This is a genomic window from Pseudoalteromonas sp. NZS100, assembly GCF_015864815.1.
Lineage (GTDB): Bacteria > Pseudomonadota > Gammaproteobacteria > Enterobacterales > Alteromonadaceae > Pseudoalteromonas > Pseudoalteromonas distincta.
This window is the reverse complement of record NZ_JADYWM010000001.1, coordinates 224,098-247,804: the sequence shown is the minus strand read 5'-3', so window position 1 is coordinate 247,804 and position 23,707 is coordinate 224,098. Positions and strand designations below refer to the sequence as shown.

Below are 23,707 nucleotides of genomic sequence, written 5' to 3'. Positions count from 1 at the left end.
GCTGCGAGCTAAGGGCAAAGGGCTGCGAGTTACGAGATAAAAGCTTCGAGCTAAGGGTTATAAGTTACGGGTTGTGAATTGAATTTAAGGAAGAATAAGTGATTTTAGAGCAATGGTTGATAGTGGTTATATTTATTACAACCATTGTAGGTTTGATTAAGTTTCAAAAAGTGCCTGAGCGTGTATTTGCTGCAGCCAGCCTTGCTTGTTTTGCGCTTTCACTTATCTCTACAGAGCAGTTATTAAATAATGCTGTTAACCCCGGATTAATAACATTGTTACTTTTAGTTGTGTGTGCATTCGCATTTGAACGAACAAGCCTTTTACGCAAAATTGCTACTATTTTATTTAATGGCTCGGTATTTAAATCGTATTTAAAAACATTGTTTGCCACTGTTATTGCATCTGGCTTTTTAAATAATACCGCCGTTGTTGCCACCCTTATCAGTCCTGTAAAAAATAATAAATTAATTCCAGCTACTAAATTATTACTCCCACTTTCGTACGCTGCTATTTTGGGCGGTACGCTCACCCTTATTGGTACTTCTACTAATTTAATTGTTAACTCTATGCTTATTGAGCGTGGAGAGACAGGTTTTGCATTTTTTGACTTTTTACCCATTGGTTTGGCAGCTGTTATTGTGTGCTTTTGCGTTATGGCTTTTACAATTAATAGGTTAAAAGGCACATTAAATGAGAGCATAGCTATTAGTGATTATTTTGTAGATGCAAAGGTGGCTGTAAACTCACCACTAATTGGTAAAACGGTAGAGCAAAATGGTTTACGTAATTTAGAGTCACTTTTTTTAGTTGAAATAGTGCGCGATAATCGGCTTATATCGCCTGTGGCACCAAGCCAAATGATTCGTGAGAGCGATAAACTCATTTTTTCGGGCAATGTGACTAAGGTATTAATATTACAACAATTTGAAGGCCTAACTTTATTTGCCGAGCAAGATGGTTTATTACGCGACAACCTAACCGAGGTGGTTATAAAACCAGGTGCAGCTGTTGTGGGAAAAACATTAAAAACTGCAGGTTTCAGGGCTCGTTTTGATGCCGCAGTTGTTGCGCTAAGACGTGAAGGCGAGAAGCTTTCTGGTAAGTTAGGTGATATAACAATCCAAAGCGGTGACTTTTTAGTACTTGCTGTAGGGCCTGATTTTGCTAAGCGTACAAATTTAACTAAAAACTTTTTTATACTAAGCGGTGTAAAAGCTGAAAATATGCTAAGTGGCTTCAAGGAGCGAATAGTACTTTGGGGCTTTTTAGCTACTATTAGCAGTTCACTTATTTTTGATACTAGTTTGTTTAAGTGTTTTGTATTTTATTTGGCATTACTTGTTGGTAGTAAATGTTTGTCGCTTAACGAAATAAAGCGTCGTTTTCCGCTTGAGCTATGGTTAATTGTAATGAGCGCATTAACGCTAGCTACAGCGCTTGATAACACTGGGGTGTCGGTGCTTATTGCTAATAAAGTTGAGTATTTATTGTCAGGGCAAAGTGTTTATATAGCCTTTATTGGTGTATTTTTTCTGACTTTAGTGCTTACAGAAGTGATCACAAACAATGCAGCTGCTGCATTAACATTTCCTATTGCATTTAGTATTGCACAAGGGTTAGGTGTGAGTTATCTACCTTTTGTACTTGCTGTAGCTTTTGCTGCCAGTGGGAGCTTTATTAGCCCTTATGGCTATCAAACAAACTTGATGGTATACAATGCAGGGAACTATAAACTTATTGACTTTATTAAGTTTGGTTTACCAATTTCAATTACTTACAGTGTGGTGGTTATAACACTTATACCTGTTTTTTTTCCATTTTAGTGTTTAGCTAAATCGCTCTGAGTTAAGAGTTTGTTAAGGTTTAGTAGACGCGCAGCTTGCTGGCGTTTAAAAGCGGCGCCTTTACATTGGTTATTACATTTTAAAACCATGAGAAGCTTTGCTTCTAACGTGAGCAAGTTCTACGTCTACGCCGAAAATGGGCGTGGTGGATAAGTTTACCTGTAGACGCACAGCTTGCTGGCGTTTAAAAGCAGCGCTTTTATATTGGTTATTACATTTTAAAACCATGAGAAGCTTTGCTTCTAACGTGAGCAAGTTCTACGTCTACGCCGAAAATGGCCGTGGTGGTTAAGTTTACCAGTAGACGCGCAGCTTGCTGGCGTTTAAAAGCAGCGCTTTTATATTGGCTATTATATTTGAAATATATGAGGAGCTTCGCTTCTAACGTGAGCAAGCTCTAAAAAATATAAAATGTTATAAATTCAGGCTTTAAATAATTTAAAATAAAGGTGCTTAAATGAGCCAAGATGAAAATATAGTATGGCACACTCAAACCGTGTCGCGAGATGAAAAACAGAAACACAAAGGCCATAAACCTGTATTACTTTGGTATACCGGTTTAAGTGGTTCAGGCAAATCAACTATTGCAAATGCCGTGGAAGCTAAATTATTTGAATTAGGCTGCCATACTTATTTGTTAGATGGCGATAACGTGCGAATGGGGCTAAACAAAGGTTTAACCTTTAGTGATGAAGACCGCATTGAAAATATTCGCCGCATAAGTGAAGTTGCCAAACTATTTGTTGATGCAGGGCTTGTTGTATCTACTGCGTTTATATCACCATTTAAAGGTGACCGTGCGCAAGCTCGCGCTATAATGGCACAAGGTGAATTTGTTGAGGTATTTATAGATACACCAATAGAGGTTTGCGAAAGCCGCGATCCAAAAGGTTTATATAAAAAAGCACGTGCGGGTGAAATTCCAAACTTTACAGGCATTAGTTCTGCTTTTGATATACCTGAATCACCAGAGTTACATATAAAAACGGCCGAGCAAAGTATTGAGCAAAGCGTAAAGCAAATTATTCAGTATTTAAAAGAAAAGAAAGTTATTAGCTGATTTCTTGCATTATTTTTAATTTTGAGACCCCATGAAATACGATATTTTTAATGGTGATGCTGATGGTATTATCGCACTCCTACAGTTACAGCTAGCTAACCCTACAGATACTATAAAAGTCACGGGTGTAAAACGTGATATTCAGTTATTAAAAAAAATAACCCCACAATCGGGTGATTGTATTAGAGTGTTCGATATTTCGATGGAAAAAAATATGGATGCTCTGCACGATGCTTTAACTGCTGGTGCAAAGGTTATGTACGTAGACCATCATAAAGCGGGTGATATCCCGAACCATGCAAATTTATTTTCTCATATAGATCTGGATGCAAATATGTGCACCAGTTTAATTGTGAGTGATTTAATGGATAAGCAGTTTCATTTATGGGCCATTACAGCTGCCTATGGCGATAATTTATTCGCCAAAGCAGATGCTGAAGCCGATAAATTAAAATTAAGTGAACTACAAAAAGCGCAACTCAAAGCTTTTGGTACATACATTAACTATAACGGTTATGGAAGTGAAGTTGCTGATTTACACTTTGCACCCGAGGCGTTATATGAGCAGCTTTTACAATATAAATCGCCGTTTGATGCAATAAATGACAAAAGCTCTGTTTACTATACTTTAGAGCGTGCTTATAACGATGACATGCAAAAAGCTGCAAACGCTGAAATATTACACGACTGTGAAACCGCTAAAGTTATTTTATTAGCTGACGAGCCTTGGGCGCGCCGTGTAAGTGGTGTATTGGGTAACGATTTAGCTAATCAAGCTCCTACAAAAGCACATGGTGTTGTTACAAGCAATAATAAGGGAAGTTACACTGTTAGTGTACGCGCTCCGCTTAGTAACAAGCAGGGAGCTGTTGATATATGTAGTAAGTTTGCAACTGGTGGTGGGCGAGCGGCTGCTGCTGGAATTAATGAGCTGCCAGAGTCTCAACTCTCAAACTTTATTTCAGATCTTGTAGGTTACTATAAGTAATGTTTTTAGATGAGTTCTAAATCTTATTTATTAAGTGAACACTCACAAAGTGTATAAGTGATGGTTATAACCACAGAGGGTACAGAGAGCACAAGAATAGGTGATTACTATTAGGGCGAAGCGCCTCGGTGTTCTCGGTGGTAGAATTGTTTTGTAGGTGCGGTTTTATACCTCGCTCATAAAGTGATTAAAGATTATAAGTACAGAGAAGTGAAGGAGAAAATCTAATATCTTCTCGTTGCAGGGCCTCGGTGGTAAAAACATTTTAAAGGGTATAAACGTAAACTTTTGATGTACAATATTCACTTCTTAAGTAAATATAAAAAGATACGTGCTTTCTCTATATTAACTTTATACCCAGCTGATATTTTGATTCAATTTACATATAAGTTCAAATTACTAAGTTAAAAATACTAAATTTAAATAAAGGACTACTCATGAAGGCTGTAATTCCTGTAGCCGGTTTAGGCACTCGCATGTTACCAATGACCAAAGCAATCCCTAAAGAAATGCTGCCAATAGTTGATAAACCACTTATTCAGTACATTGTGAATGAATGTGTTGCGGCGGGTATTAAAGAAATTGTTTTAGTAACGCATAGCTCTAAAAATGCGATAGAAAACCACTTTGATACTAGCTTTGAGCTTGAAGCAACTCTTGAGAAACGTGTTAAGCGAACGTTACTTGAGGAAGTTCGCTCAATATGCCCACCTGATGTCACTGTTATGAGTGTACGCCAAGGTGAAGCTAAAGGTTTAGGCCATGCAATTTTATGTGCTAAACCTATCGTTGGTAATAATGATTTTGTTGTGCTACTTCCTGATGTAATACTTGATGCATATACGGCTGATCAAAAAACAGAAAATTTAGCCGCGATGATCAAGCGCTTTAATACTGCTCAAGCAAGCCAAATTATGCTAGAGCCTGTTGCATTAGAGGATGTGAGCAAATATGGTATTGCCGATATTAACGGTGTTCAATTAATGCCAGGGAAAAGTGCTGCAATTAAAACTATGGTCGAAAAGCCTGCTGCCGATGACGCGCCTTCAAACCTTGCTGTTGTTGGACGCTATGTGCTGAGTAAAAATATTTGGCCTTTACTGGCTAAAACTCATGTAGGCGCAGGTGGTGAAATACAGCTTACAGATGCTATTGATGCATTAATGATGCAAGAAGCTGTAGAGGCGTTCCACATGAGTGGGCGTGCTCATGACTGTGGAGATAAGCTAGGTTATTTAAAAGCCGTTGTTGAATATACGATACGTGATGAAAGGCTAGGTAAGGAGTTTACTCAACATTTAAAAGCATTAGTTAATGGCGAAAGTGCGCCAACACTTAACAATGTGGTTAATTTGTAAGATATAACCTGTGTTGATTATAAAATTATAAACCGTGTTTAATTTAAATACGGTTTTTTTGTTTTTAGATTAGGTTTGTATATTACCAAGCTCAGTATTTAAAGCGACATCAACATTCTATGAAATTAAACTCTTTGTAGGCGTGAAGCTTGCTCACGCAAAAGGTTGTTAATGTGATTATGTATAAATTAAACGCGCCAGCAAGCAAGGCGCCTACAAAAAACATACTCTGGTGCGCTTGGCGAAAGTTAATTTTTAAATTATCTCTTCGTAGGCGTGAAGCTTGCTCACGCAAAGAGTTATTTAGTATGTTGTAATCAATTAAGTACTATATATAACCGAGATAGTAAATTAATACAGATCGTTGTTGTTAACTCATCAGCGATTTTTTATTATGTAAATATTACCTAGAACATAACAATAAATGGAAGAACAATGCTAAAAAAATTACCTGTATTAATTGGATTAATGTTTAGTTCTCAGGTTTTTGCAAGTGGGGTCTCACCTTACTTACCTTTAAAACAAAACCCACAGTTAGAGCAACTAGTTGAAAAGCTCCTTGTTGTTGGCGACAACGCTCATATGATGAGCAAGCCTTATAAAACAACAGAAGTGCTAAAGGTATTAAAATCTATTGAGCACAGTTACCCCAGTTTGTATCAAAAACTGTTTAACGAACTCGCTCTATATAAGCAAACTGATGCAATGACTTATGCTAAAGCTACAATAGCTTATGGTAATGAATCTAAGTCCATACCTAATCAGCGCGGACAAAGCGTTGATACTTATTTAAAATTAGAAGCCGCTGGCTTTGCTAATTTTGGTAATCATTTTGGTGTAAGTGTGGGCGGTATTGCCAACGAAGATAATTTGCTCCCAACTCAAAGCTTTGTTTATTTTGGTAACGAGTATGCACAAGTCGATTTAGGCTATAGGGAACGTTGGTATTCACCATTTAACGATAGCGCAATGATTTTAAGTACAAATGCTAAAACCCTCCCTTCTATTGGTATTAGCAATGTGGAACCTATTACCGACTTTGATATACGTTACGATTTGTTTTACATGAAAATGAAAACAGACCCTGCGATCAATTCAGGCAAAGAGCTTGGCTTAAAAGTAGAAGGTAAACCTCACTTAGCAGGGGTGCATTTAAGTTTTTCTCCTTTTGATGGTTTAACATTAGGTGCTAACCGTTTATTGCAATTTGGTGGTGGAGATCGCTCTGTTGGCATTAGTGATTTTGCCGAAGCATTCTTCTTACCCGGTAATAACGATAATGTGAATGGTGAAGAGCTTTCTGAGTTTGGCCCAAATTATGAAGTAGGTGACCAACTTGCCTCTGTTAGTTTTGACTATAAAGCGACCTGGTTTGATGTGCCTTTTAGTTTTTATGGTGACGTTGGTTTTGAAGATACCTTTGGCGGTGGCAAAAAGAATAATGCTTATAGCTTTGGACTATTTTTACCATATTTACACGAAGATCATAGTTTAAGGCTTGAAAACAGCCGTTGGCAAGAGGGTTGGTACCAAGCTAAGTTATACTCTTTGGGTAATACAATTAGTGGCCAAGTTTTAGGGCATTGGGCAGGTAATGAGCGTGGCGAAAATCATCAGCCGGCGGCTGAAAGTCAATCTATTAACTGGGTATGGCAATATAGTTCAACACAAAATATTGATACTACTATTCGACGTATAGAAAATGGTTTAGAAAATCAAGATGGAAATGGAGCTGGTCGTTTACCAGATAAGCCTTACACAATAGGCTTTGAACTAGAAACCCGATATACACAACAATTACAAAGTGGTTATTGGGGAGTTGAAATTTATACTGGTAAAACTGTTTTTGACGATAACTTTTTTAGAGTCGGTGCCTTTTATGGATGGTAAATTGTGTTAGGATTTTAGCTATAACTAGCCGGGCATTAGACGTTTGCTGTAATCTTTAGCCTAATCTCTTTTTAAGTCACCTGTTTAACAATAAGTGACTTATAGCTGATAGTAATTAACTCTGATAAAATCATTTTTATTAATTATTGAATAACCTTAAAGGATTAGTATGAAAATTGCCGTAGTTGGTACAGGCTATGTAGGCCTTTCTAACGCTATGTTGCTAGCACAGCACAATGAAGTGGTCGCATTAGATATAGACGAACACAAAATAGCACTGTTGAATGATAAAAAATCACCTATTGTGGATACCGAAATTAGTGATTTTTTAACACGTAGTGACTTGAACTTTACAGCAACTACCGACAAAGTAGCAGCCTATAAAAATGCTGACTTTGTAATAATTGCTACACCCACTGATTACGATGTTGAAAATAACTACTTTAATACCAGCTCAGTAGAGGCTGTAATTAAAGATGCGATAGCGCACAACGCAGATGCAGTTATGGTAATTAAATCAACTATACCCGTTGGCTTTACACAAAGTATTAAAGAAAAACTTGGTATTAATAACATAATATTTTCGCCTGAGTTTTTACGTGAAGGTAAAGCGCTACACGATAACCTATACCCATCACGTATTGTAGTTGGTGAGCAAAGTGAGCGCGCGAGTGTATTTGCAAGCTTACTTAAGCAAGGTGCTATCAAAGAAGATATTGAAGTACTGTTTACTGACTCAACTGAAGCTGAGGCTATTAAACTTTTCTCAAATACTTACTTAGCAATGCGTGTAGCTTACTTTAATGAGCTTGATAGCTACGCTGAAGCACATGGCTTAAACTCTAAGCAAATTATACAGGGTGTTAGTTTAGACCCACGTATTGGTGATCATTACAATAATCCATCGTTTGGATATGGCGGCTACTGCTTACCAAAAGATACTAAGCAATTACGTGCAAATTATGCAAATGTACCAAACAACATTATTGGTGCCATTGTTGATGCTAATACGACACGTAAAGACTTTATTGCGGACTCAATACTTAAACGTAACCCTAAAGTGGTTGGTGTATATAGGTTAGTAATGAAAAGCGGATCTGATAATTTTAGAGCTTCGTCTATTCAAGGTATTATGAAGCGTATTAAAGCCAAAGGTATTGAGGTTGTAGTTTACGAACCAGTACTTGAAGAGGATGAATTCTATCACTCGCGTGTAATTAAAGATTTAAGTGAGTTTAAACAAATATCTGACGTTGTTGTATCTAACCGCATGGTTGAAGAGCTTAGCGATATTGCTGATAAGGTTTATACACGTGATTTATTTGGTAGTGACTAGTATATAATTTTATATAGCGTCCATTTATTATGGGCGCTTACATTTATTTTCTGTATTTCAAACATAGATAGTTATTAAATAAGCGAGCAGTCATTTCTCTTTTTTATATTAATACTGAAATGAAACATATTTCTAAACATTACCTTATTAATTTAATAACAAGTATAAACCATTCATTTAAATTGCTTACATAACCTTACCAATACCTTTCTCTCTTATTTTTCCTTACCTTGAATCAGCATATTACTGGCTAGATTTCTTTAGTTGTCAGGTAAAACCTTAATATGTTAATTCCTCTGTATTATTAATTCTATAAAAAAAGGTTAATAAAACTATGGATATAGAAATTAAAATTTACTAATATTTAACATGTGTATCTTTGAGTTTTATAATATATAAAACTCAAAGAGAGCAATGCTAAATATATTGAGTAGCAACTGTTGTTGCTCAATATTGAATTAAGAATAGTAAAAATAAGGAATAATATGAAACGGAATGCTAATTATGTATGGGTACTCATTTTAACTTTACTTCTAACTGCGTGTGGCGGAGGTGGGGGCTCAGATCCATCTGAGAGTACTAATACATCAACAGGAGGTGGAGGCTCGACCGGTAGTGTAACCACTGAAGCCCCAAAAGTTGTTAGTTTTACAGTAGATAATGAACTGAGCTGCACAGCAACAGTAAAATGTGAAAATATTATCACTGTAGAAGTGGATGCTGATATCACAGGGGCTAAATTTCAGTTAAATGGCGCCCAAGGAGACATAGTTTTCTCAGATAGTTTTTTGACTTTACCTGATAGCGGTGAAATAACGTTTGATAGCACTAAGACTTTTAAGCTGAATGTAACCTCACAAACAGCGGGTGAAGTTAGTATTGAGTTAGTGGCTATTACTGATGCTAATGGCACTTATGATATTGACAATGCTTCAGCTGTGATTATGTTTGCAGAACAGCCTGTCCAATCGCAACTAGGTACAAGTATAATATATTTCAACCCACTTAATGATGCAGAACTTTCATCAACGGGTGAGCAAGATGAAAATACGGTGATTGCCACAAGTATTACAGTGACACGTTATAAACGTAATGAGGATGGGGAGTATGTTCAAGAGTCACAAGATGTGGTTATACTTGATAGTGAAAATAAGTTTGAACAATCGCTTGCAGTAGGTGATTACTATGAACACATAGCAGTCAGTACGAGCTTTGCTGAACTTGAAACAAGTCGACAGTTTTCGATAAGTCGCGGTGGCCTAGCAAATAATTTCATGATGCTCTACCCTGTAGGAGTAACTGCAGAAGAGGTCGCAGCTCAAAAAGAAGCGCATGAGCTAGGTGAACATAATTTATTCACTTATTATATTAATGACTTCACTTATAATTGGGTCGATAGAAAGCCACTGAGTGTTAAGTATGATGCAGAGCTTGAATTTATCGTAAACTCATTCTCTCTTGTAGATAGCAGTACTTCGAGTGTGGAAATTTTGTCTAATTTAAACTTCAACCTAAAAGTAAAAGACACTAACTTTAATGTAGATATAACCCCAGATACCCAACTTTATGATTTTGTTCCATTGTCGGCTGGAACAGTATCAATAGAGTTTGCCCTGTCTAATTTTACTGCAGGTAATCAAACGCTTGAACTTGATATGCGAATCGCAGGGTCACAAACCATTGGTGGTTTTAGCGAGACCGCAGTGGAAATTGAAATTCTTGAGTAACGAAGTAAATTCTAAACACTGAATATTTATATCTATTTTTAAGAAAAGCAGTTTTACTTTTAAAGCCCTATGACAATAGCCCTAATTATTTCCATAGGGCTATTTCAAAAAACTTGAATCACATTACTTGGTTATGTTTTTATTTCCTACTTTATTAAAATGGCAGTTACAGACTCACCGCTAAATACATAAGATTGTACTTAATAAATGTAAGTTAGACTGCGCTGTCTTATTGCCTCGTATAAACTCTGTGTATGTTTACTTCAATTTTGGTCTGTTATTGATCAGCATTCTGATCACACACTCTCTTTGGAAGTCGCGTTATTTTTTAATGACTTTAGCTCTAATACGCCTTCATTAATGTAAGAAAATATAACTATCCAACCAACGACTGAAATAAAAGAGGCTTTAATGATCCAAGGCAAAAGCCAGTCTCCACTATTCCATAGCATATGTGAAAGCGTTGCTATTAGAAAAACCCGTACAAAAGTATACTCAAATAGCATACTTATCATAAAGGGTCTGCCTTGCTTAACTTTCCATAATGCAGCACCTATCATACCGGTCCAAATTATATGCCCAAAGGGAGACAAGACACCTCGTAAATTAATGTTATCTATCATTGAGGTATAGTTCTGACTCAAAAGAATTTCAAACGCATACCCAGCACTTTCAAATGAACCAAAACCACAGCCAACAGCAGCTCCAAACAATAAACCGTTTAAAATATATGGGTATCTGACTGCATTTGCTATTAATAGAAGTGCGATTAATTTACCTGGCTCTTCAGCTAAACCTGCAACAGGTGGGCCTAGCCAGTTTAAGTCAGAAGTTAATTGAAACATGAGCAATGAAAAAATGAGCGACAGTATCCCGCCTTGTAGAACGAGTTTAAATACTTTTATTAATGATACATTTCTTGGCACGTTTGTCTCGAAAAAGAAAACGAGTACACTCAAAGGCATTGCAAACGTGCCCACAAAAATTAAGCCGGGCAATAGTTTGATATTTTCCCAATATTCAAATGAGTAAATAAAGCCAAAATAGGTTAGTAGCATCAATCCAAAAAGCCGAATAAATAACCAAGGTCTTGGGAATTCGGATGTTATTTCATTGATATCAGGTGTTGTTGTCATCGTTCCAACCGAATAATACTCTTCAAGCTCTTCATCATTTCTTTTCTTAAACACATCTGAAAAAAGTAGCTTGATGTTGAAGTCCGCCAGATCTGTAGTGCCCGCAAAGGAGGTGACATGCTGACTTAATGTCGCTCGGTTTTGAAACAACGTTTTTTTAGCTATTACATCTCCTTTTGATGAAAAACGATTACTTGCATTCTCATTACCCATTACATAGCAGATAATGCCAGCTTCTAGCATCACCTCAGACATGTACTGGGCTTTTCCGTGACTTAGACCCTTCTTTAATACATAGCTTCTGCCATTAAAATATTGCTCAGCTTTAGCGATTGAAATATTAAAGAGCGAAGCAAACTCATTTACTGCTTTCCCTCGGTTTTTATCCGGGGCAATATCCCCTTTAAAAACGAGCTTATAAGTACACGCCATCATACTACCTCGTAAATAATAGTTTTACAGATGGTGTTACGGCGAGGCTGATTTCCATACCTACACTTTTCATACTTCTGATGTTAACTTTTCTTTGTAAATCAGCACTCATTTTGATTGCGCGAACTAACATTGCCACGATCGGTTTATCTTTAACTTTCTCTTCAAGCTCTTCCATTGATAGCGTCGTTTCACTGTTCATTTTAATAATGACATTAACCTTTGGTGATACACCGACTTCCATCTCAAGATCTTCAATAATGTAGCCCGCATTCTCTAGATAAGGTATTGATGAATTTATTTGTACTACAGATTCTTGTAGTTTTACCATACCAATTGTTTGCGCTCTTTTGAGTTGCTCAAATGCCATTTTTTGTGCTTTTACAGTAAAAGCATTAGAGCTAATAAAGCTACTTGTTTCCTCTTCAACAACATAAGCCCCCGACATTAAATCATGGAATCCTCGACGCTTAGGGTTGAAGAAAATACTTATCGCTGATATCAAGAAAAAGGCGAAGCCTACTAAGAATACAATGGATCTTATGAAGGCGTTAAGTAAGTTTAATGGGGCCGAGTTTTCATCTATTACTTTTATTTTTAATAGCCTTGCGCCAATTGTTTTTCCGCCTGATAAATTGCCAGTCATCAGCGTGAAATAAACAAGACTTAACACAAATCCAAGGTACTTTAAGCTTTCAAGTGTGGCTGGAAAAAAGGTCAGTATCAAATACGTAATGATAAACGTAAAAACCATCGTTATTAGTTGGTCAATGCACACGGCCGCGACACGTTTCCACGGTTTTGCTATTAGAAAGGTGTCTACTTTTATTGTGTCATTTTCATTGGCAGGTTCTTGGGCTGCATCCGCTTCTATTGTCGAAATGTCTTCAACTACGGCAACAGTTTCAATTTCTTCTTCTGCGGCCAAGTCATCGACTTCTTCAATGTCTTCAAGATTAAAAAGATCTTCATTATTATGTTTAAATTGAAGCTCAACTTTTCCACCAAACTTAATGATAGCCTGTTCGATTTTATTGGCTTTTTCTTCGTCCAAATCGGTAAAAAGCACGAGATTATCTTGCTTTAAATAGCCGATGACATCTGCTTTAGATGCGCTTGGGAAACAACGCTTAATTACGCCAGCAAGGTTAGCGATATTATTTTTATTACTGATCCCTCTGTAGATAACATCACACTTCATCATAATATATTTCAGTCCCTTTAATATTTAAGTTCGCAATAGAATTTTATTAGCTTTATTTTGGTTATGAACAGGCGCTCACAAACGGGTGTCTTCAATCAACGGTTGCGCTAAGGTGAACTCACTTGGACTTTTAAGTGGTTTGCTATGCTCTTACCTATCGCCATCATCTTAAAACGATATTTTTCGCATTTAGTTTTAGATGAAACTCAAATAGCACAGAGCCAAACTTACTTGATCCTATCTGTATTGGCGTGCACGGCGAAGCATGACAATCTGCCTGTTAACAAATGTGAGAGTGCGCTAGTTGTGTCTTTAAATTTGATAACGCTCTAGCGTTTAATACTTTTCAAAACAGTGGGCACATATTGGATAGGGATAATGGGAAATGAATACGTTTTACTTTCATGTCAACTCATCGTCCAATTTGATAAGTGCTACAACTGACTAGCCGGGAATAGTATACATTCCTGCCATGCATATCAAATAAAAATTTATAGTGCATACAATGAACTAAAAACATTTTTTCTTTGCATGACGGTTAATAATATTACTAATACCCACGATATCTCGGTTTGTAAGGAAGTATTTTAATATTTACCTATGCCATAGCTTCATCGGTAATCCCCACAAAAAATAATAGAAGCCAAATGTAGAATTTTCTCCGATTGCCATCCCGATTTACAGTGATATTTTTTTAGTATAATTATTCCATCAGCAGTACATACTTAAGTAAGGAAGAAAAAAGCGATATATTAGTAGTTAGTAATTGGTGTATATAAGTTGTAGGTGAGGTTTTATTATCTCGCTTTTTATTTTATATAAATACAATCCTAGTAAGGGTATGAAGCAATTTTATCGACGATTTTAGCGCGCAAAGGGTTAGCAATAATATATCTAGCATTGTTCAGTAAATCATTTTCATTTCTAATCATGTGATCATAGTAGTTACGTTGCCATAATTTATACATACCCAAATCGTTACGAGTTACTTTAGAGCAACGGCCTTTAAATAACTTAATTACATCGGACAGCGCTTTTTTAGTTCCTAATTGAATTAGCCAATGTATATGATTTGGCATAATTACAAATGCTATTGTTTTAGCTGCTTCTTGCGTTTCTATCTTTTTCATTTCTGTGATTATCAAACGATTAATATCCATAGAAATAAATATGTTTTCTCTTTTGTGTGCCACTAGTGTGATTGAGTAAAATCGATTTGTTAATGATACTCTGCCTTTTCGCAATAAATCAGAACGATACATTTTTACAGTCTTTCAATACTTTTTATTAAAGGTAGCAGAGGTTTCAAATTAAGAGATCGCGAAGTAAATTCGCACCTACAGGTGGCATATATTGTAGGTGAGGTTTTATACCTCGCTTTGGTAAAGTTAAGGTCGATGAGCGCGAAGTAAATTCGCACCTACAGGGGGAGGCATGTTGTAGGTGAGGTTTTATACCTCGCTTTGGTAACGTTAGGTTAGATGATCGCGAAGTAAATTTGCACCTACAGGGGGGATGTTGTAGGTGAGGTTTTATACCTCGCTTTTGGTAACGTTAGGTTAGATGACCGCGAAGTAAATTTGCACCTACAGGGGGATATTGTAGGTGAGGTTTTATACCTCGCTTTGGTAAAGTTAAATTGGAAAAGCGCGAAGTAAATTCGCACCTACAGGTGGCATATCTTGTAGGTGAGGTTTTATACCTCGCTTTGGTAAAGTTAGGTTAGATGAGAGCGAAGTAAATTCGCACCTACAGGGTGTGTATGTTGTAGGTGAGGTTTTATACCTCGCTCTGGTAAAGTTAAATTAGATGAGCGCGAACTAAATGCGCACTTACAGGGTGTGTGTATGTTGTAGGTAAAGTTTTACATCTCGCTTTAAAGCTCTAATAAACAAAAACCCCGATGGTGCATAGTACCATCGGGGTTTTTTAATCGTTTTAGTAAACTTAAACTTTAAATTCGTCTACCGACAGGCGAAGCTCTTCAGCAAGTTTTGCTACTTCTGAACTTGAAATATTAGTTTGGTTTGCGCCTTCGGCTGTTTGCTCTGCGATGGCTACAATCGACTCAAGGCGTTCGCTAATTTCTTGTGCTACTTGTTGTTGCTCAAGTGCTGCAGTCGAAATTTCTTCACTTACGTCGTGGGCTTGCGAAACCGCAAATGTAATCGAATCAAGTGCGCTACTTGCTAGGTCGGTTTGCTCAACACACGATACAGCGCGTTGTTTACCTTTGCTCATTGCCGTTACTGCAGCTTCTGCACCTGTTTGTAGCGATTCAATCATTGATTGTATCTCTTGGGTCGACTCTTGAGTTTTACTCGCTAGAGAGCGTACTTCGTCAGCTACAACAGCAAAGCCTCTGCCATATTCACCAGCTCGCGCAGCTTCAATTGCGGCATTTAGAGCAAGTAGGTTCGTTTGATCCGCTATTCCGCGTATTACATCTAAAATGCTGCCTATTGATGCGCTATCTTGATGCAGTTTATTTATAACTTGTGAGGCGTCGTCTACTTCACGTGCTAGCTGTTCAATCGTGGCTTTATTGTTATTCGAAATACCTTTAACGCGTTCAGCTTCTTTATCAGCATTTTTAATTTCGCTAAGTGCTTGTTGAGCGCTGTTACTAACCGTTTGCGATGTACTGCTCATTTCGGTTGTTGCAGTAGCTGCTTGTTCAACTTGTGCTTGTTGGTTACGAATTGCTTGGCTTGATTCTGAGGTAATGGCCGATGTTTGCTCTGATGCTGCTGCAAGCTGAGTAGAGCGCGAAATAATGCCCTTAATTAGGCTGCGTAGGCTGTCAATTAGTGTATTACAACTTTTAGATAGTTCGCCAAACTCGTCTTTAGCGCTGTCATCTAAACGTTGTGTCATGTCGCCACTGGCAACAATATCTAAAATGCGATTCACTTCGGCAAGTGGTTTAGTAATGCGGCTAACAGTAATAATGGCAATCACAATTGCTAAAAGAGTGGCTATAACCATGCCAACCCAGGTCCATAAATTAGCTGAGTCTACATCGCTGCGCACACCTTGTTGTAATTTAAACGCAACGTCACTTGCTTGATTAACTAGCTCGTCAATTTGGTTAAGTGCCATTTTGGTGGCTTGCTCTGACTGTGCAAGCTCTGATTGCGTAAGCGTAATCGAATCAATTAAACGTTTTTTGTTTGCTGCTAAGCTGTTACTGCCCTTTATGTTATTTTCTAAAATATCAACATATTCTTTTAGGCTTGAATATAAGTCGCTATGCGTTTGCTCTATTGCTGGCTTAATTAAATCAACGGTGCGTACTACTTCTTCAAGGTAATACGTTTGCTCGTTCTTAACAATATCGAGAGTGTTAAGCGTTTTAACAGTTAGCATGTCGGTGCTGTTACTAACTACCGACATAAAGTTGTTTTCTAAATTATTTGCAGCTTGATAAGCGCGAGGGTGGTTTTGTTCAAACCCGTCAATGTCGATAATATCGAGTACAACAGAGTTAGCATCTTCTGCACTTAGTTCTATGTTTTCTAATTGTGCTTTTAATGTTTTATTTAATGCTAGTTGCTTGCCTTTATCTGCTAATAAATTTTCAACGGTGCTTAAAAAGCTTAAATAGGTTTTTTCTACATTTTGGCTGCTTTGATTAAGTGCAGCATCGTTTTTTACTACGTCTTGAAGCTCACGGTGCAGCGTGTTGAATTGCTGTTTTTGCTCAAGGACTTGTGCTTTTATTGGTGCAAGCTCATTGGCTGATGTCGTGTAAAAGCTCGCTTGAGCGGCTTTACTCATTAAAATAAATTCGGCTTGTAGCTCAGAGCTTTTATTTAATGCTGGGAGTGATAGTTGGTTCACTTTTTGAGTGGAACGGTCAATATTTGCAATTTTTATTAAGGAATTACCACCAATTATTAATAATAATAGTGTGATAAATATAAAACCACCCCAAATACGCTGGCTTACTGTCAGGTTCATAAGATTTCCACTCAAAAAGTACTTCAATTAAGACTTATCGGCGTTTGTACCAATAAGTTAAGTAATTAAAATCAATTACTTTAATTAATTTTAACTATTAATTGATAAATCTAACAGATGTATTGTTTTTTTTCAGTTTATTTAGACGAAAGGTGGGAATTTTCTACAATTATTTTTTTAGTACTCAGCTCCATTAGGCTCATGGTGTTACCCCATACGCAGCCTGTGTCTAGGGCGTGAACCCGTGAATTACCTGTTCTACCTTCAAGTGCGGCCCAGTGGCCAAAAATAATATCGTGTTTAGATTTAGCTATATTGGGGTGGTTAAACCAAGGAGTAAGAGTTTCGCTGTCGGTTATTGCACCCTTTGCATTAAGCTCGAGTTTGTTATCACTTGTTAAAAAACGCATGCGGGTAAAGTAATTAACTATGTATCTAAACTTTGCAAAGTCATCAAGGGTGTTAGACCACCTAGCGGGGTGAGCCTGGTACATGTGTTCAAAAAACGCTTTTGCGTTACTTGATTGATAACAGCTTTGTGCAAATTGAGCTTGTTTTAGCGCATCTTCAACAGACCAATCGGGGTTTAACCCCGCGTGAGATATAAAGCAGTTATGTTTTATAAGCTCTAATGCCAATGGCTGGGTTTGTAAAAAAGCGATGTAGTTAGCCAATTTAGGGCTTTCAAATATTGGGTTTAATTTATCTTTTGGATTGATAGGTTTGTTAAGAAAGTAGCAGGAAACCATGTGAAGGTCGTGATTGCCTAAAGTGATGGTCATGCTATTTTGATGTTGGTAAATATAGTCTAAGCAGGCTAGGGAGTCTGGCCCGCGAGCAACTATGTCGCCAACTAAATATAGGTGATCTTTACTTGGGTTAAAATCAACCCGTTGTAAAAGGGTGTTAAATTCACTAAAGCACCCTTGTAAATCACCTATCGCATAATCTGCCATCTAAGTGCTTAATGCAAAATGTTAGGGCAAGCCAAACGAAACACATTAATAGGCGCCTGAAACTCAGAGCCAAACTCGTTGCGTAACGTGTAATGGCCTTGCATAGTGCCTACAGGTGTATCTAAAATTGCACCGCTGGTGTATTTATAGCTTTCGCCTGGGCCAATATCTGGCATTTCGCCAACAACGCCTTCGCCTTCAACTTCTACTTGTTTGCCATTTGCGTCGGTAATTAACCAATAGCGGCTCAGTAATTTTGCACTGCATAAACTATGGTTTTTAATTGTTACCGAGTAAGCAAATACATATTTTTCAAGCTCAGGTTGAGATTGACCTTCTACGTAAAATGTTTCTACAGATACCTTTACAGGCGATCCAATGTTACTGCTTGTTGTCATAAATCCAGTTAGCTATATCAATAAATTGTTGTAAAGATAAGCGCTCAGCACGCAGCGTTATATCAATGCCAATGCTAGTTAGTTCTTCTGCGGTAAGTAAGTTACCTAAACTATTACGTAGCGTTTTGCGGCGCTGGTTAAATGCTTCTAAACACACTGTGTTTAAAATTTTAACGCTTTTTGCTGTACGTTGCTCTGGCTTTTTAGGTATTAAACGAATAACAGCAGAGTCAACTTTTGGCGCTGGTTTAAAGCACTCAGGTGGTACTTCAACAACCGGCATTGCATTACAGTAATATTGAGTCATTACGCTTAAGCGACCAAATGTTTTACTACCAGGGCCTGCTACCATGCGTTTTACTACTTCTTTTTGAAGCATAAAGTGCATGTGCTCAATATGATCTGAAAATTCAAAAAGGTGAAACAATAACGGTGTCGAAATATTGTAAGGTAAGTTACCAAACACTTTTAATTTTTTGTCATCGCGAACCAAGCTTGCAAAGTCAAACGTCATTGCATCGCCTTGGTTAACGGTTAATTTAGGACCCAAAAATGGGTGTTCAATTAATCGTTGTGCTAAGTCTTTATCTAATTCAACAACCGTTAAATGGCCGCTTAAGTCGGCTACTGGCTCAGTAATTGCGCCAAGGCCGGGGCCAATTTCTACTAAGTTGTCTTCTGGTTTAGGATCAATCGCAGAGACTATTTTATCGATGATAGATTCATCAAATAAAAAGTTTTGCCCAAAACGCTTACGAGCGCGGTGTCCTAAATGTACTTTATCGGTCATTGATTTTGTGCTTTTTCTTGGGCGAGCTTAATTGCTTCGCGGATCGCTAATTCAAAACTGCCAACGTCAGCTGTACCAGTCCCTGCTAAATCGAGTGCAGTACCGTGGTCAACTGAGGTGCGGATAAATGGTAAGCCAAGGGTGATATTCACCGATTTACCAAATCCTTTGTATTTTAGCACAGGTAATCCCTGATCGTGATACATAGCAAGTACTGCATCTGCTTCAGATAGGTATTTATGTTGAAATAAGGTATCGGCCGGTAGTGGGCCAATTAAATTCATCCCTTCGCTTCTAAGTATTTCAAGCGTTGGGGTGATTGTTTCTATTTCTTCACGGCCTAAATGGCCATCTTCACCTGCATGTGGGTTTAAGCCACACACTAAAATACGTGGTTTTTCTATCCCAAACTTAGTTTGTAAGTCGTGATTTAAAATACCCGCTACTTTAGTTAAGCGCTCAGGAGTAATGGCACGCGATACATACGCAAGTGGAATATGCGTGGTTACAAGTGCAACGCGTAAACCTTCAGTTGCAAGCATCATAACTACATCTGCAGTATTTGATTGCTGCGCAAAATACTCAGTATGTCCGCTAAATGAAATGCCCGCTTTGTTAATAATGCCTTTGTGAACAGGGCCCGTAACAACCGCATCGAACGTGCCATCCATGTTTTTTTCACTTGCTATACGCAAGGTATCTAACACATATTGGCCATTACCGTCGTTTAGTACGCCAAGCTCTACATCCGCACCTAAATCAACCTGATGAATATACAAACTGCCTGCAGGTGCTGCTATGGCGGGGGCATTATCATCAAAGTTAATTAAGTTTATTGTTAAGCCTAAATGCTTTGCACGCTCTTTTAATAGTTTGCCATCAGCAATCGCTATTAGTTGAGCGTCCCACGCTTGCTGAGCAAGCGTGAGTAGTAAATCTGGGCCAATACCGGCTGGTTCACCCGGTGTAATAGCAATTCTTAGAGTCATATTTATTGGTCTATAGGGAAAATTTCAACGTGAGCTTGCTCGCGCATTTCTTGCTGCCAGTTAAAACTTTCTTCCTTAAATTTACGGTTAAACAACATACCGTGAGCACGGTTACGTTTAGCTAGTTCAGTTTTATCAGCTACACGTTTGCCAAGTAACTGCACAATATGCCAACCAAACTGTGTTCTAAACGGTTCGCTTATTTCATTTTCTTTAAGAGAAAGTAATGTATCTTTAAACGCAGGTACGTAGGTAGTTGGATCTGTCCAATCGTACTCGCCACCTTTAAGTGCAGAGCCAGGATCTTCTGAGTACTCTTTAGCAAGTTCACCAAAGTCGGCTGTTCCTGCACGTAAGTCTTTTGCAAAGCCTGCAAGCATTGAGCGTGCTTTCTCTTCACTTAAAATAATTGAAGGTTTAATAAGTATATGGCGTGAACGTACCTCAGTTGTTTCTACAACTTGTAGACCACGAACGTCTTGTACTTTAATGATATGAAAACCTGCACCAGAGCGAAGTGGGCCAACAATAGCGCCTTTCTTTTGGCCTTTTACTGCTTCAGCAAAAAGCGATGGCATTTCGTTAATGCCCATGTAACCAAGTTGTCCACCTTCAAGTGCTTTAGAGCCGCTTGATGATGAAATAGCAATACGCTTAAATTCTTGGCCATCGTTTAATAGCTCAATAACTTTATCTGCACGTGTTTTTGCATCAGCAATTTCGTCAGCTGTCGCATCGTTAGGGATATCTATTAAAATATGACCAATGTCGTACTCTTCAGCACTTTGACCTTGGGTTTCCATAATTTTTAAAAGGTTATCAACTTCTTGTTCGCTAATATAAATACGACGATCAACGCTTGCACGTGTTACTTGCTGCGTTGTGATTTCTTTACGAATTTCTTCACGGTAAGCTTGAAAGCTTTCGCCCGAACCTTCAATAGTGCGGCGTAAGTCGGCAATTGTTCCGCCTTGCTCTTTTGCCATGTTAGCGAGAGTTTGATCGAGTTGGCTGTCTGAGATTTGTAACCCCATACGCTCAGCCATTTGCATCATAAGCGCTTGATTAACTAAACGCTCTACAGCTTGTACACGAAGTGTTTCATCTTTTGGTAATTGCTGGCCTTGTTCTTGTGCTTGCTTTTTAACACGATCAATTATGGTGTCTACTTCGCTTTTTAAAATTACGCCTTGGTTTACAACGCCAATAACTTTATCTATTTCTACTGGTGCAGCCATTACACTTTGACAAAGGCTGGCACTTAAAACTGCTGATGTTAATAATTTTTTTAAATTCATATTCTTTTTACTACTCTTGCTGATAGTACTCTAGTTACTAAGAAAATACGGTCTACGATAGCCAAAAATACCTTGTTGTAATAATTTTTGTGCATCATAACGGCTTTTACTGCCAAGTCCTTTTAATACAAAATTCAAACTAATACCTGAATCAAAAGTTGCTTGTTCTTGTCCTATTGACTGATTTAAATCAGTTTCAATTTGGCGATGGCCAGTAATTTGGATAGCCCAACAGCATGATTCATACTGTAATCCGCTCAATACTTCGATACTTCTGTTGTTTTCAAGATCTCGATGATAGCTCGCAATAAATTGCCATTCGTCGCTAATAGGAATACTTGTAAATACACCTGCTTGCTCGATTGTATTTCCTGAGACATCATTTGCATAGCGATGGTTCAATTGTACTAGCTGATTATTATCACCTTTATAATCAAGCGTTACATTTGACTGTACCATTTGCTTGCCATCTGTATCGTATTGAATACCTCCAGCGAGGTACCAACGGCGGTGCCAATGTAACATGGTTTGAGCTGCAAATAGTGCATTATAATTAGTGTCTGAGTTTAAGCCTTGCTCTGTTGGCTTAGCATCGTCACTTAAATAAAATATTTGGCCCGCACTAAAGTTAAACACTTCTTCTTGTTTTTTATCAAATAAGCGCGTTGTAGCACCTAAAGTAAACTGATTAGCAGCTGCTATACGGTCAACACCCGAAAAGCGCACGTCTCTAAATAAACCATAATAATCATCTTGCAGTTTGGTTGTATCAAACAAGCCAATGTCCGACTGATCTTTATTAGGTGTATATAAATACTGAATTTGTGGCTCTAGTGTTTGTATACCATCTTCAAAAAAGTAAGATGCGTCACGCTCAAAATTAAGCTGAGAGTACAAACGTACTTTTGGGATAGTACGCGATACTGTATCGCTGTATTGCGTGCCGGTTAAATTTCCGCTTTGCTTATAATTAGTTTGTAATAAGCTCACTTCAGACAAAAATGACCACGCATGCGTAGCGTAGTTGTAGCGTGCTTTTGGCTCTACGTGTACACGAGTTGCGCTGTCTATGGCCACTTCTGATGAATCATTAGTAAAATGACTAATCTCGCCCGACACACTAAAGTCAAAATTATCAAAACGCCAAGGCGCTGTTTGCGTAAAATTAACTTGTGGTATTGCAGTGTATGACTCTAAGTGATCGCCGAGTACTTCAAAGTTTTGCACTTTAATATCGGTGCGCCATGTATCACCTAAATGGGTAAGTGAACCAGTACGATACAATTGAGTATCGGTTTTACTTGCGTAGTTTGAAGTTAAGTCGGTGATGTAGTTATCATCGCTCACATTGGTTATATCAACGTTTGCGCGCCAGTTCTCACCTAGGTAGCTTTGCTGTTGCCAATGAAACATGTAGCGTTCATTCAAATCAGGCTCAGAATCATCACTATCTAAGTATTCAATCCCTACTAAGCCTTCGTGTTGCTCTGTTAGGTATCTAAACTCTGTTTGTAATTGCAGCCCTTTGTTAGACATATAACGAGGCGTAATAGTGGCATCAAAATTAGGTGCAATATTTAAATAGTACGGCGTAATTGTTTCAAGGCCGTATTTGTCAGAGCTTGAAATAGTCGGGGTAAGTAAGCCCGATTTACGGCGTTCATCTAGCGGGAATGTAAAATAAGGTAAATATAAAACTGGTGTATCTAAAATACGCAATACGGCGTTATATGTTTCGCCCCAGCCTTCTTCGCGTGAAAGGTTTATTTCGTCAGCTTCAATTTCCCATGCTGGGGTGTCACTTGGGCAAGTAGTAAAGCTTGCATTCATGAGTAATAGGCCAGACTGATTAACAGTGAGCTTTTCAGCGCCGCCTTTACCTTGTTGTTCGGTTAGGCTGTAGTCGGCGCCTAACAAACTGACTTCTGAATTATTTAAATCGGCATTTAATCCGGTGCTGTTTACTTTACTTACGTAGTCTTGATAAGTAATTGGCCCCGTTGCATTTAATAAACCACGCTGTTTGTCTATCAACGCAGTTTGTGCGGACAAACTCATCTTAAGGGTGTTAATATCAACATTGCCGGTAAATTCAGCGCTTTGAGTGCCAAGTAGCTCAACATCATCAGCTTGGATATCAACTTCACCAAGGTTAAGGCCTTCAAGTGGTTGCCAAGCTCTGGTTTGCATTGAAATGCCACAAAGGTTGTGTGCCAGTTCAGTTTCGGCAAGCGATGGTGCGCTAACTACGCTTAGCATCAATATGCCCCAGGTTTTGCTCATTTATCGACCTTAATACTTTGTGTTTAATATAATATACACATAATAAAGGAAA

At 38.0% G+C, this 23,707-nt stretch carries 17 protein-coding genes; 7 read left to right on the top strand and 10 right to left on the bottom strand.

Features of this window, described 5'->3' with window-relative positions:
• The first annotated feature begins 98 nt into the window (after positions 1-98).
• From I6E69_RS01215 to I6E69_RS01185, 7 genes are all read left to right on the top strand, one after another.
• On the top strand, positions 99-1,826 hold the full coding sequence (locus I6E69_RS01215; RefSeq protein ID WP_197120394.1) for an SLC13 family permease: 1,728 nt from the start codon (positions 99-101) through the stop codon (positions 1,824-1,826).
• Positions 1,827-2,304: 478 nt separating this feature from the next.
• Entirely contained in the window at positions 2,305-2,907 is a 603-nt protein-coding gene (gene cysC / locus I6E69_RS01210; protein ID WP_197120393.1) for an adenylyl-sulfate kinase, read from the top strand.
• Between the two features lie 31 nt (positions 2,908-2,938).
• The gene (locus I6E69_RS01205) at positions 2,939-3,895 is read left to right on the top strand and encodes a DHH family phosphoesterase (protein ID WP_197120392.1); all 957 of its coding nucleotides are present in this window, start codon (positions 2,939-2,941) and stop codon (positions 3,893-3,895) included.
• Between the two features lie 437 nt (positions 3,896-4,332).
• Complete coding sequence (gene galU, locus I6E69_RS01200; RefSeq protein ID WP_197120391.1) at positions 4,333-5,253, top strand: UTP--glucose-1-phosphate uridylyltransferase GalU; 921 nt, start codon at positions 4,333-4,335, stop codon at positions 5,251-5,253.
• Positions 5,254-5,688: 435 nt separating this feature from the next.
• Complete coding sequence (locus I6E69_RS01195) at positions 5,689-7,143, top strand: capsule assembly Wzi family protein (RefSeq protein WP_197120390.1); 1,455 nt, start codon at positions 5,689-5,691, stop codon at positions 7,141-7,143.
• 169 nt (positions 7,144-7,312) lie between these two features.
• On the top strand, positions 7,313-8,479 hold the full coding sequence (locus I6E69_RS01190; RefSeq protein ID WP_197120389.1) for a nucleotide sugar dehydrogenase: 1,167 nt from the start codon (positions 7,313-7,315) through the stop codon (positions 8,477-8,479).
• Between the two features lie 485 nt (positions 8,480-8,964).
• A complete protein-coding gene (locus I6E69_RS01185; protein ID WP_197120388.1) occupies positions 8,965-10,206 on the top strand; it encodes a hypothetical protein in 1,242 nt (413 codons plus the stop codon).
• Positions 10,207-10,502: 296 nt separating this feature from the next.
• Here I6E69_RS01185 and I6E69_RS01180 read toward each other — a convergent pair whose 3' ends face one another.
• From I6E69_RS01180 to lptD, 10 genes are all read right to left on the bottom strand, one after another.
• Entirely contained in the window at positions 10,503-11,777 is a 1,275-nt protein-coding gene (locus tag I6E69_RS01180) for a PrsW family intramembrane metalloprotease (RefSeq protein WP_197120387.1), read from the bottom strand.
• Position 11,778: 1 nt separating this feature from the next.
• Positions 11,779-12,978 (bottom strand): RDD family protein, encoded by a 1,200-nt coding sequence (locus I6E69_RS01175; RefSeq protein ID WP_197120386.1) that lies wholly within the window; start codon positions 12,976-12,978, stop codon positions 11,779-11,781.
• Positions 12,979-13,808: 830 nt separating this feature from the next.
• Positions 13,809-14,240: a transposase gene (locus tag I6E69_RS01170; RefSeq protein ID WP_197120385.1), complete on the bottom strand. Its 432-nt coding sequence runs from the start codon at positions 14,238-14,240 to the stop codon at positions 13,809-13,811.
• A 685-nt stretch (positions 14,241-14,925) separates the two neighbouring features.
• Positions 14,926-16,941, bottom strand: a complete 2,016-nt coding sequence (locus I6E69_RS01165) for a methyl-accepting chemotaxis protein (protein WP_197120384.1) — start codon at positions 16,939-16,941, stop codon at positions 14,926-14,928.
• A gap of 137 nt (positions 16,942-17,078) precedes the next feature.
• A complete protein-coding gene (locus I6E69_RS01160; RefSeq protein ID WP_197120383.1) occupies positions 17,079-17,897 on the bottom strand; it encodes a symmetrical bis(5'-nucleosyl)-tetraphosphatase in 819 nt (272 codons plus the stop codon).
• Between the two features lie 8 nt (positions 17,898-17,905).
• Positions 17,906-18,295, bottom strand: a complete 390-nt coding sequence (apaG, locus tag I6E69_RS01155; RefSeq protein ID WP_002960839.1) for a Co2+/Mg2+ efflux protein ApaG — start codon at positions 18,293-18,295, stop codon at positions 17,906-17,908.
• Positions 18,279-19,085 (bottom strand): 16S rRNA (adenine(1518)-N(6)/adenine(1519)-N(6))-dimethyltransferase RsmA, encoded by an 807-nt coding sequence (gene rsmA / locus I6E69_RS01150; protein WP_002960838.1) that lies wholly within the window; start codon positions 19,083-19,085, stop codon positions 18,279-18,281. The genes apaG and rsmA overlap by 17 nt, the downstream gene beginning before the upstream one ends.
• Positions 19,082-20,074 (bottom strand): 4-hydroxythreonine-4-phosphate dehydrogenase PdxA, encoded by a 993-nt coding sequence (gene pdxA, locus I6E69_RS01145; RefSeq protein WP_002960836.1) that lies wholly within the window; start codon positions 20,072-20,074, stop codon positions 19,082-19,084. The genes rsmA and pdxA overlap by 4 nt, the downstream gene beginning before the upstream one ends.
• A gap of 2 nt (positions 20,075-20,076) precedes the next feature.
• Positions 20,077-21,372 (bottom strand): peptidylprolyl isomerase SurA, encoded by a 1,296-nt coding sequence (gene surA, locus I6E69_RS01140; RefSeq protein ID WP_002960833.1) that lies wholly within the window; start codon positions 21,370-21,372, stop codon positions 20,077-20,079.
• A gap of 30 nt (positions 21,373-21,402) precedes the next feature.
• Positions 21,403-23,655: an LPS assembly protein LptD gene (gene lptD / locus I6E69_RS01135; protein WP_197120382.1), complete on the bottom strand. Its 2,253-nt coding sequence runs from the start codon at positions 23,653-23,655 to the stop codon at positions 21,403-21,405.
• Positions 23,656-23,707 lie beyond the last annotated feature (52 nt).

Bases quoted from the DNA above. Each gene is read 5' to 3' on its own strand.
- cysC (WP_197120393.1), top strand. From the start codon at position 2,305: ATGAGCCAAGATGAAAATATAGTATGGCACACTCAAACCGTGTCGCGA.
- I6E69_RS01205 (WP_197120392.1), top strand. From the start codon at position 2,939: ATGAAATACGATATTTTTAATGGTGATGCTGATGGTATTATCGCACTC.
- galU (WP_197120391.1), top strand. From the start codon at position 4,333: ATGAAGGCTGTAATTCCTGTAGCCGGTTTAGGCACTCGCATGTTACCA.
- I6E69_RS01195 (WP_197120390.1), top strand. From the start codon at position 5,689: ATGCTAAAAAAATTACCTGTATTAATTGGATTAATGTTTAGTTCTCAG.
- I6E69_RS01190 (WP_197120389.1), top strand. From the start codon at position 7,313: ATGAAAATTGCCGTAGTTGGTACAGGCTATGTAGGCCTTTCTAACGCT.
- I6E69_RS01185 (WP_197120388.1), top strand. From the start codon at position 8,965: ATGAAACGGAATGCTAATTATGTATGGGTACTCATTTTAACTTTACTT.
- I6E69_RS01180 (WP_197120387.1), bottom strand. From the start codon at position 11,777: ATGATGGCGTGTACTTATAAGCTCGTTTTTAAAGGGGATATTGCCCCG.
- I6E69_RS01175 (WP_197120386.1), bottom strand. From the start codon at position 12,978: ATGATGAAGTGTGATGTTATCTACAGAGGGATCAGTAATAAAAATAAT.
- I6E69_RS01170 (WP_197120385.1), bottom strand. From the start codon at position 14,240: ATGTATCGTTCTGATTTATTGCGAAAAGGCAGAGTATCATTAACAAAT.
- I6E69_RS01165 (WP_197120384.1), bottom strand. From the start codon at position 16,941: ATGAACCTGACAGTAAGCCAGCGTATTTGGGGTGGTTTTATATTTATC.
- I6E69_RS01160 (WP_197120383.1), bottom strand. From the start codon at position 17,897: ATGGCAGATTATGCGATAGGTGATTTACAAGGGTGCTTTAGTGAATTT.
- apaG (WP_002960839.1), bottom strand. From the start codon at position 18,295: ATGACAACAAGCAGTAACATTGGATCGCCTGTAAAGGTATCTGTAGAA.
- rsmA (WP_002960838.1), bottom strand. From the start codon at position 19,085: ATGACCGATAAAGTACATTTAGGACACCGCGCTCGTAAGCGTTTTGGG.
- pdxA (WP_002960836.1), bottom strand. From the start codon at position 20,074: ATGACTCTAAGAATTGCTATTACACCGGGTGAACCAGCCGGTATTGGC.
- surA (WP_002960833.1), bottom strand. From the start codon at position 21,372: ATGAATTTAAAAAAATTATTAACATCAGCAGTTTTAAGTGCCAGCCTT.
- lptD (WP_197120382.1), bottom strand. From the start codon at position 23,655: ATGAGCAAAACCTGGGGCATATTGATGCTAAGCGTAGTTAGCGCACCA.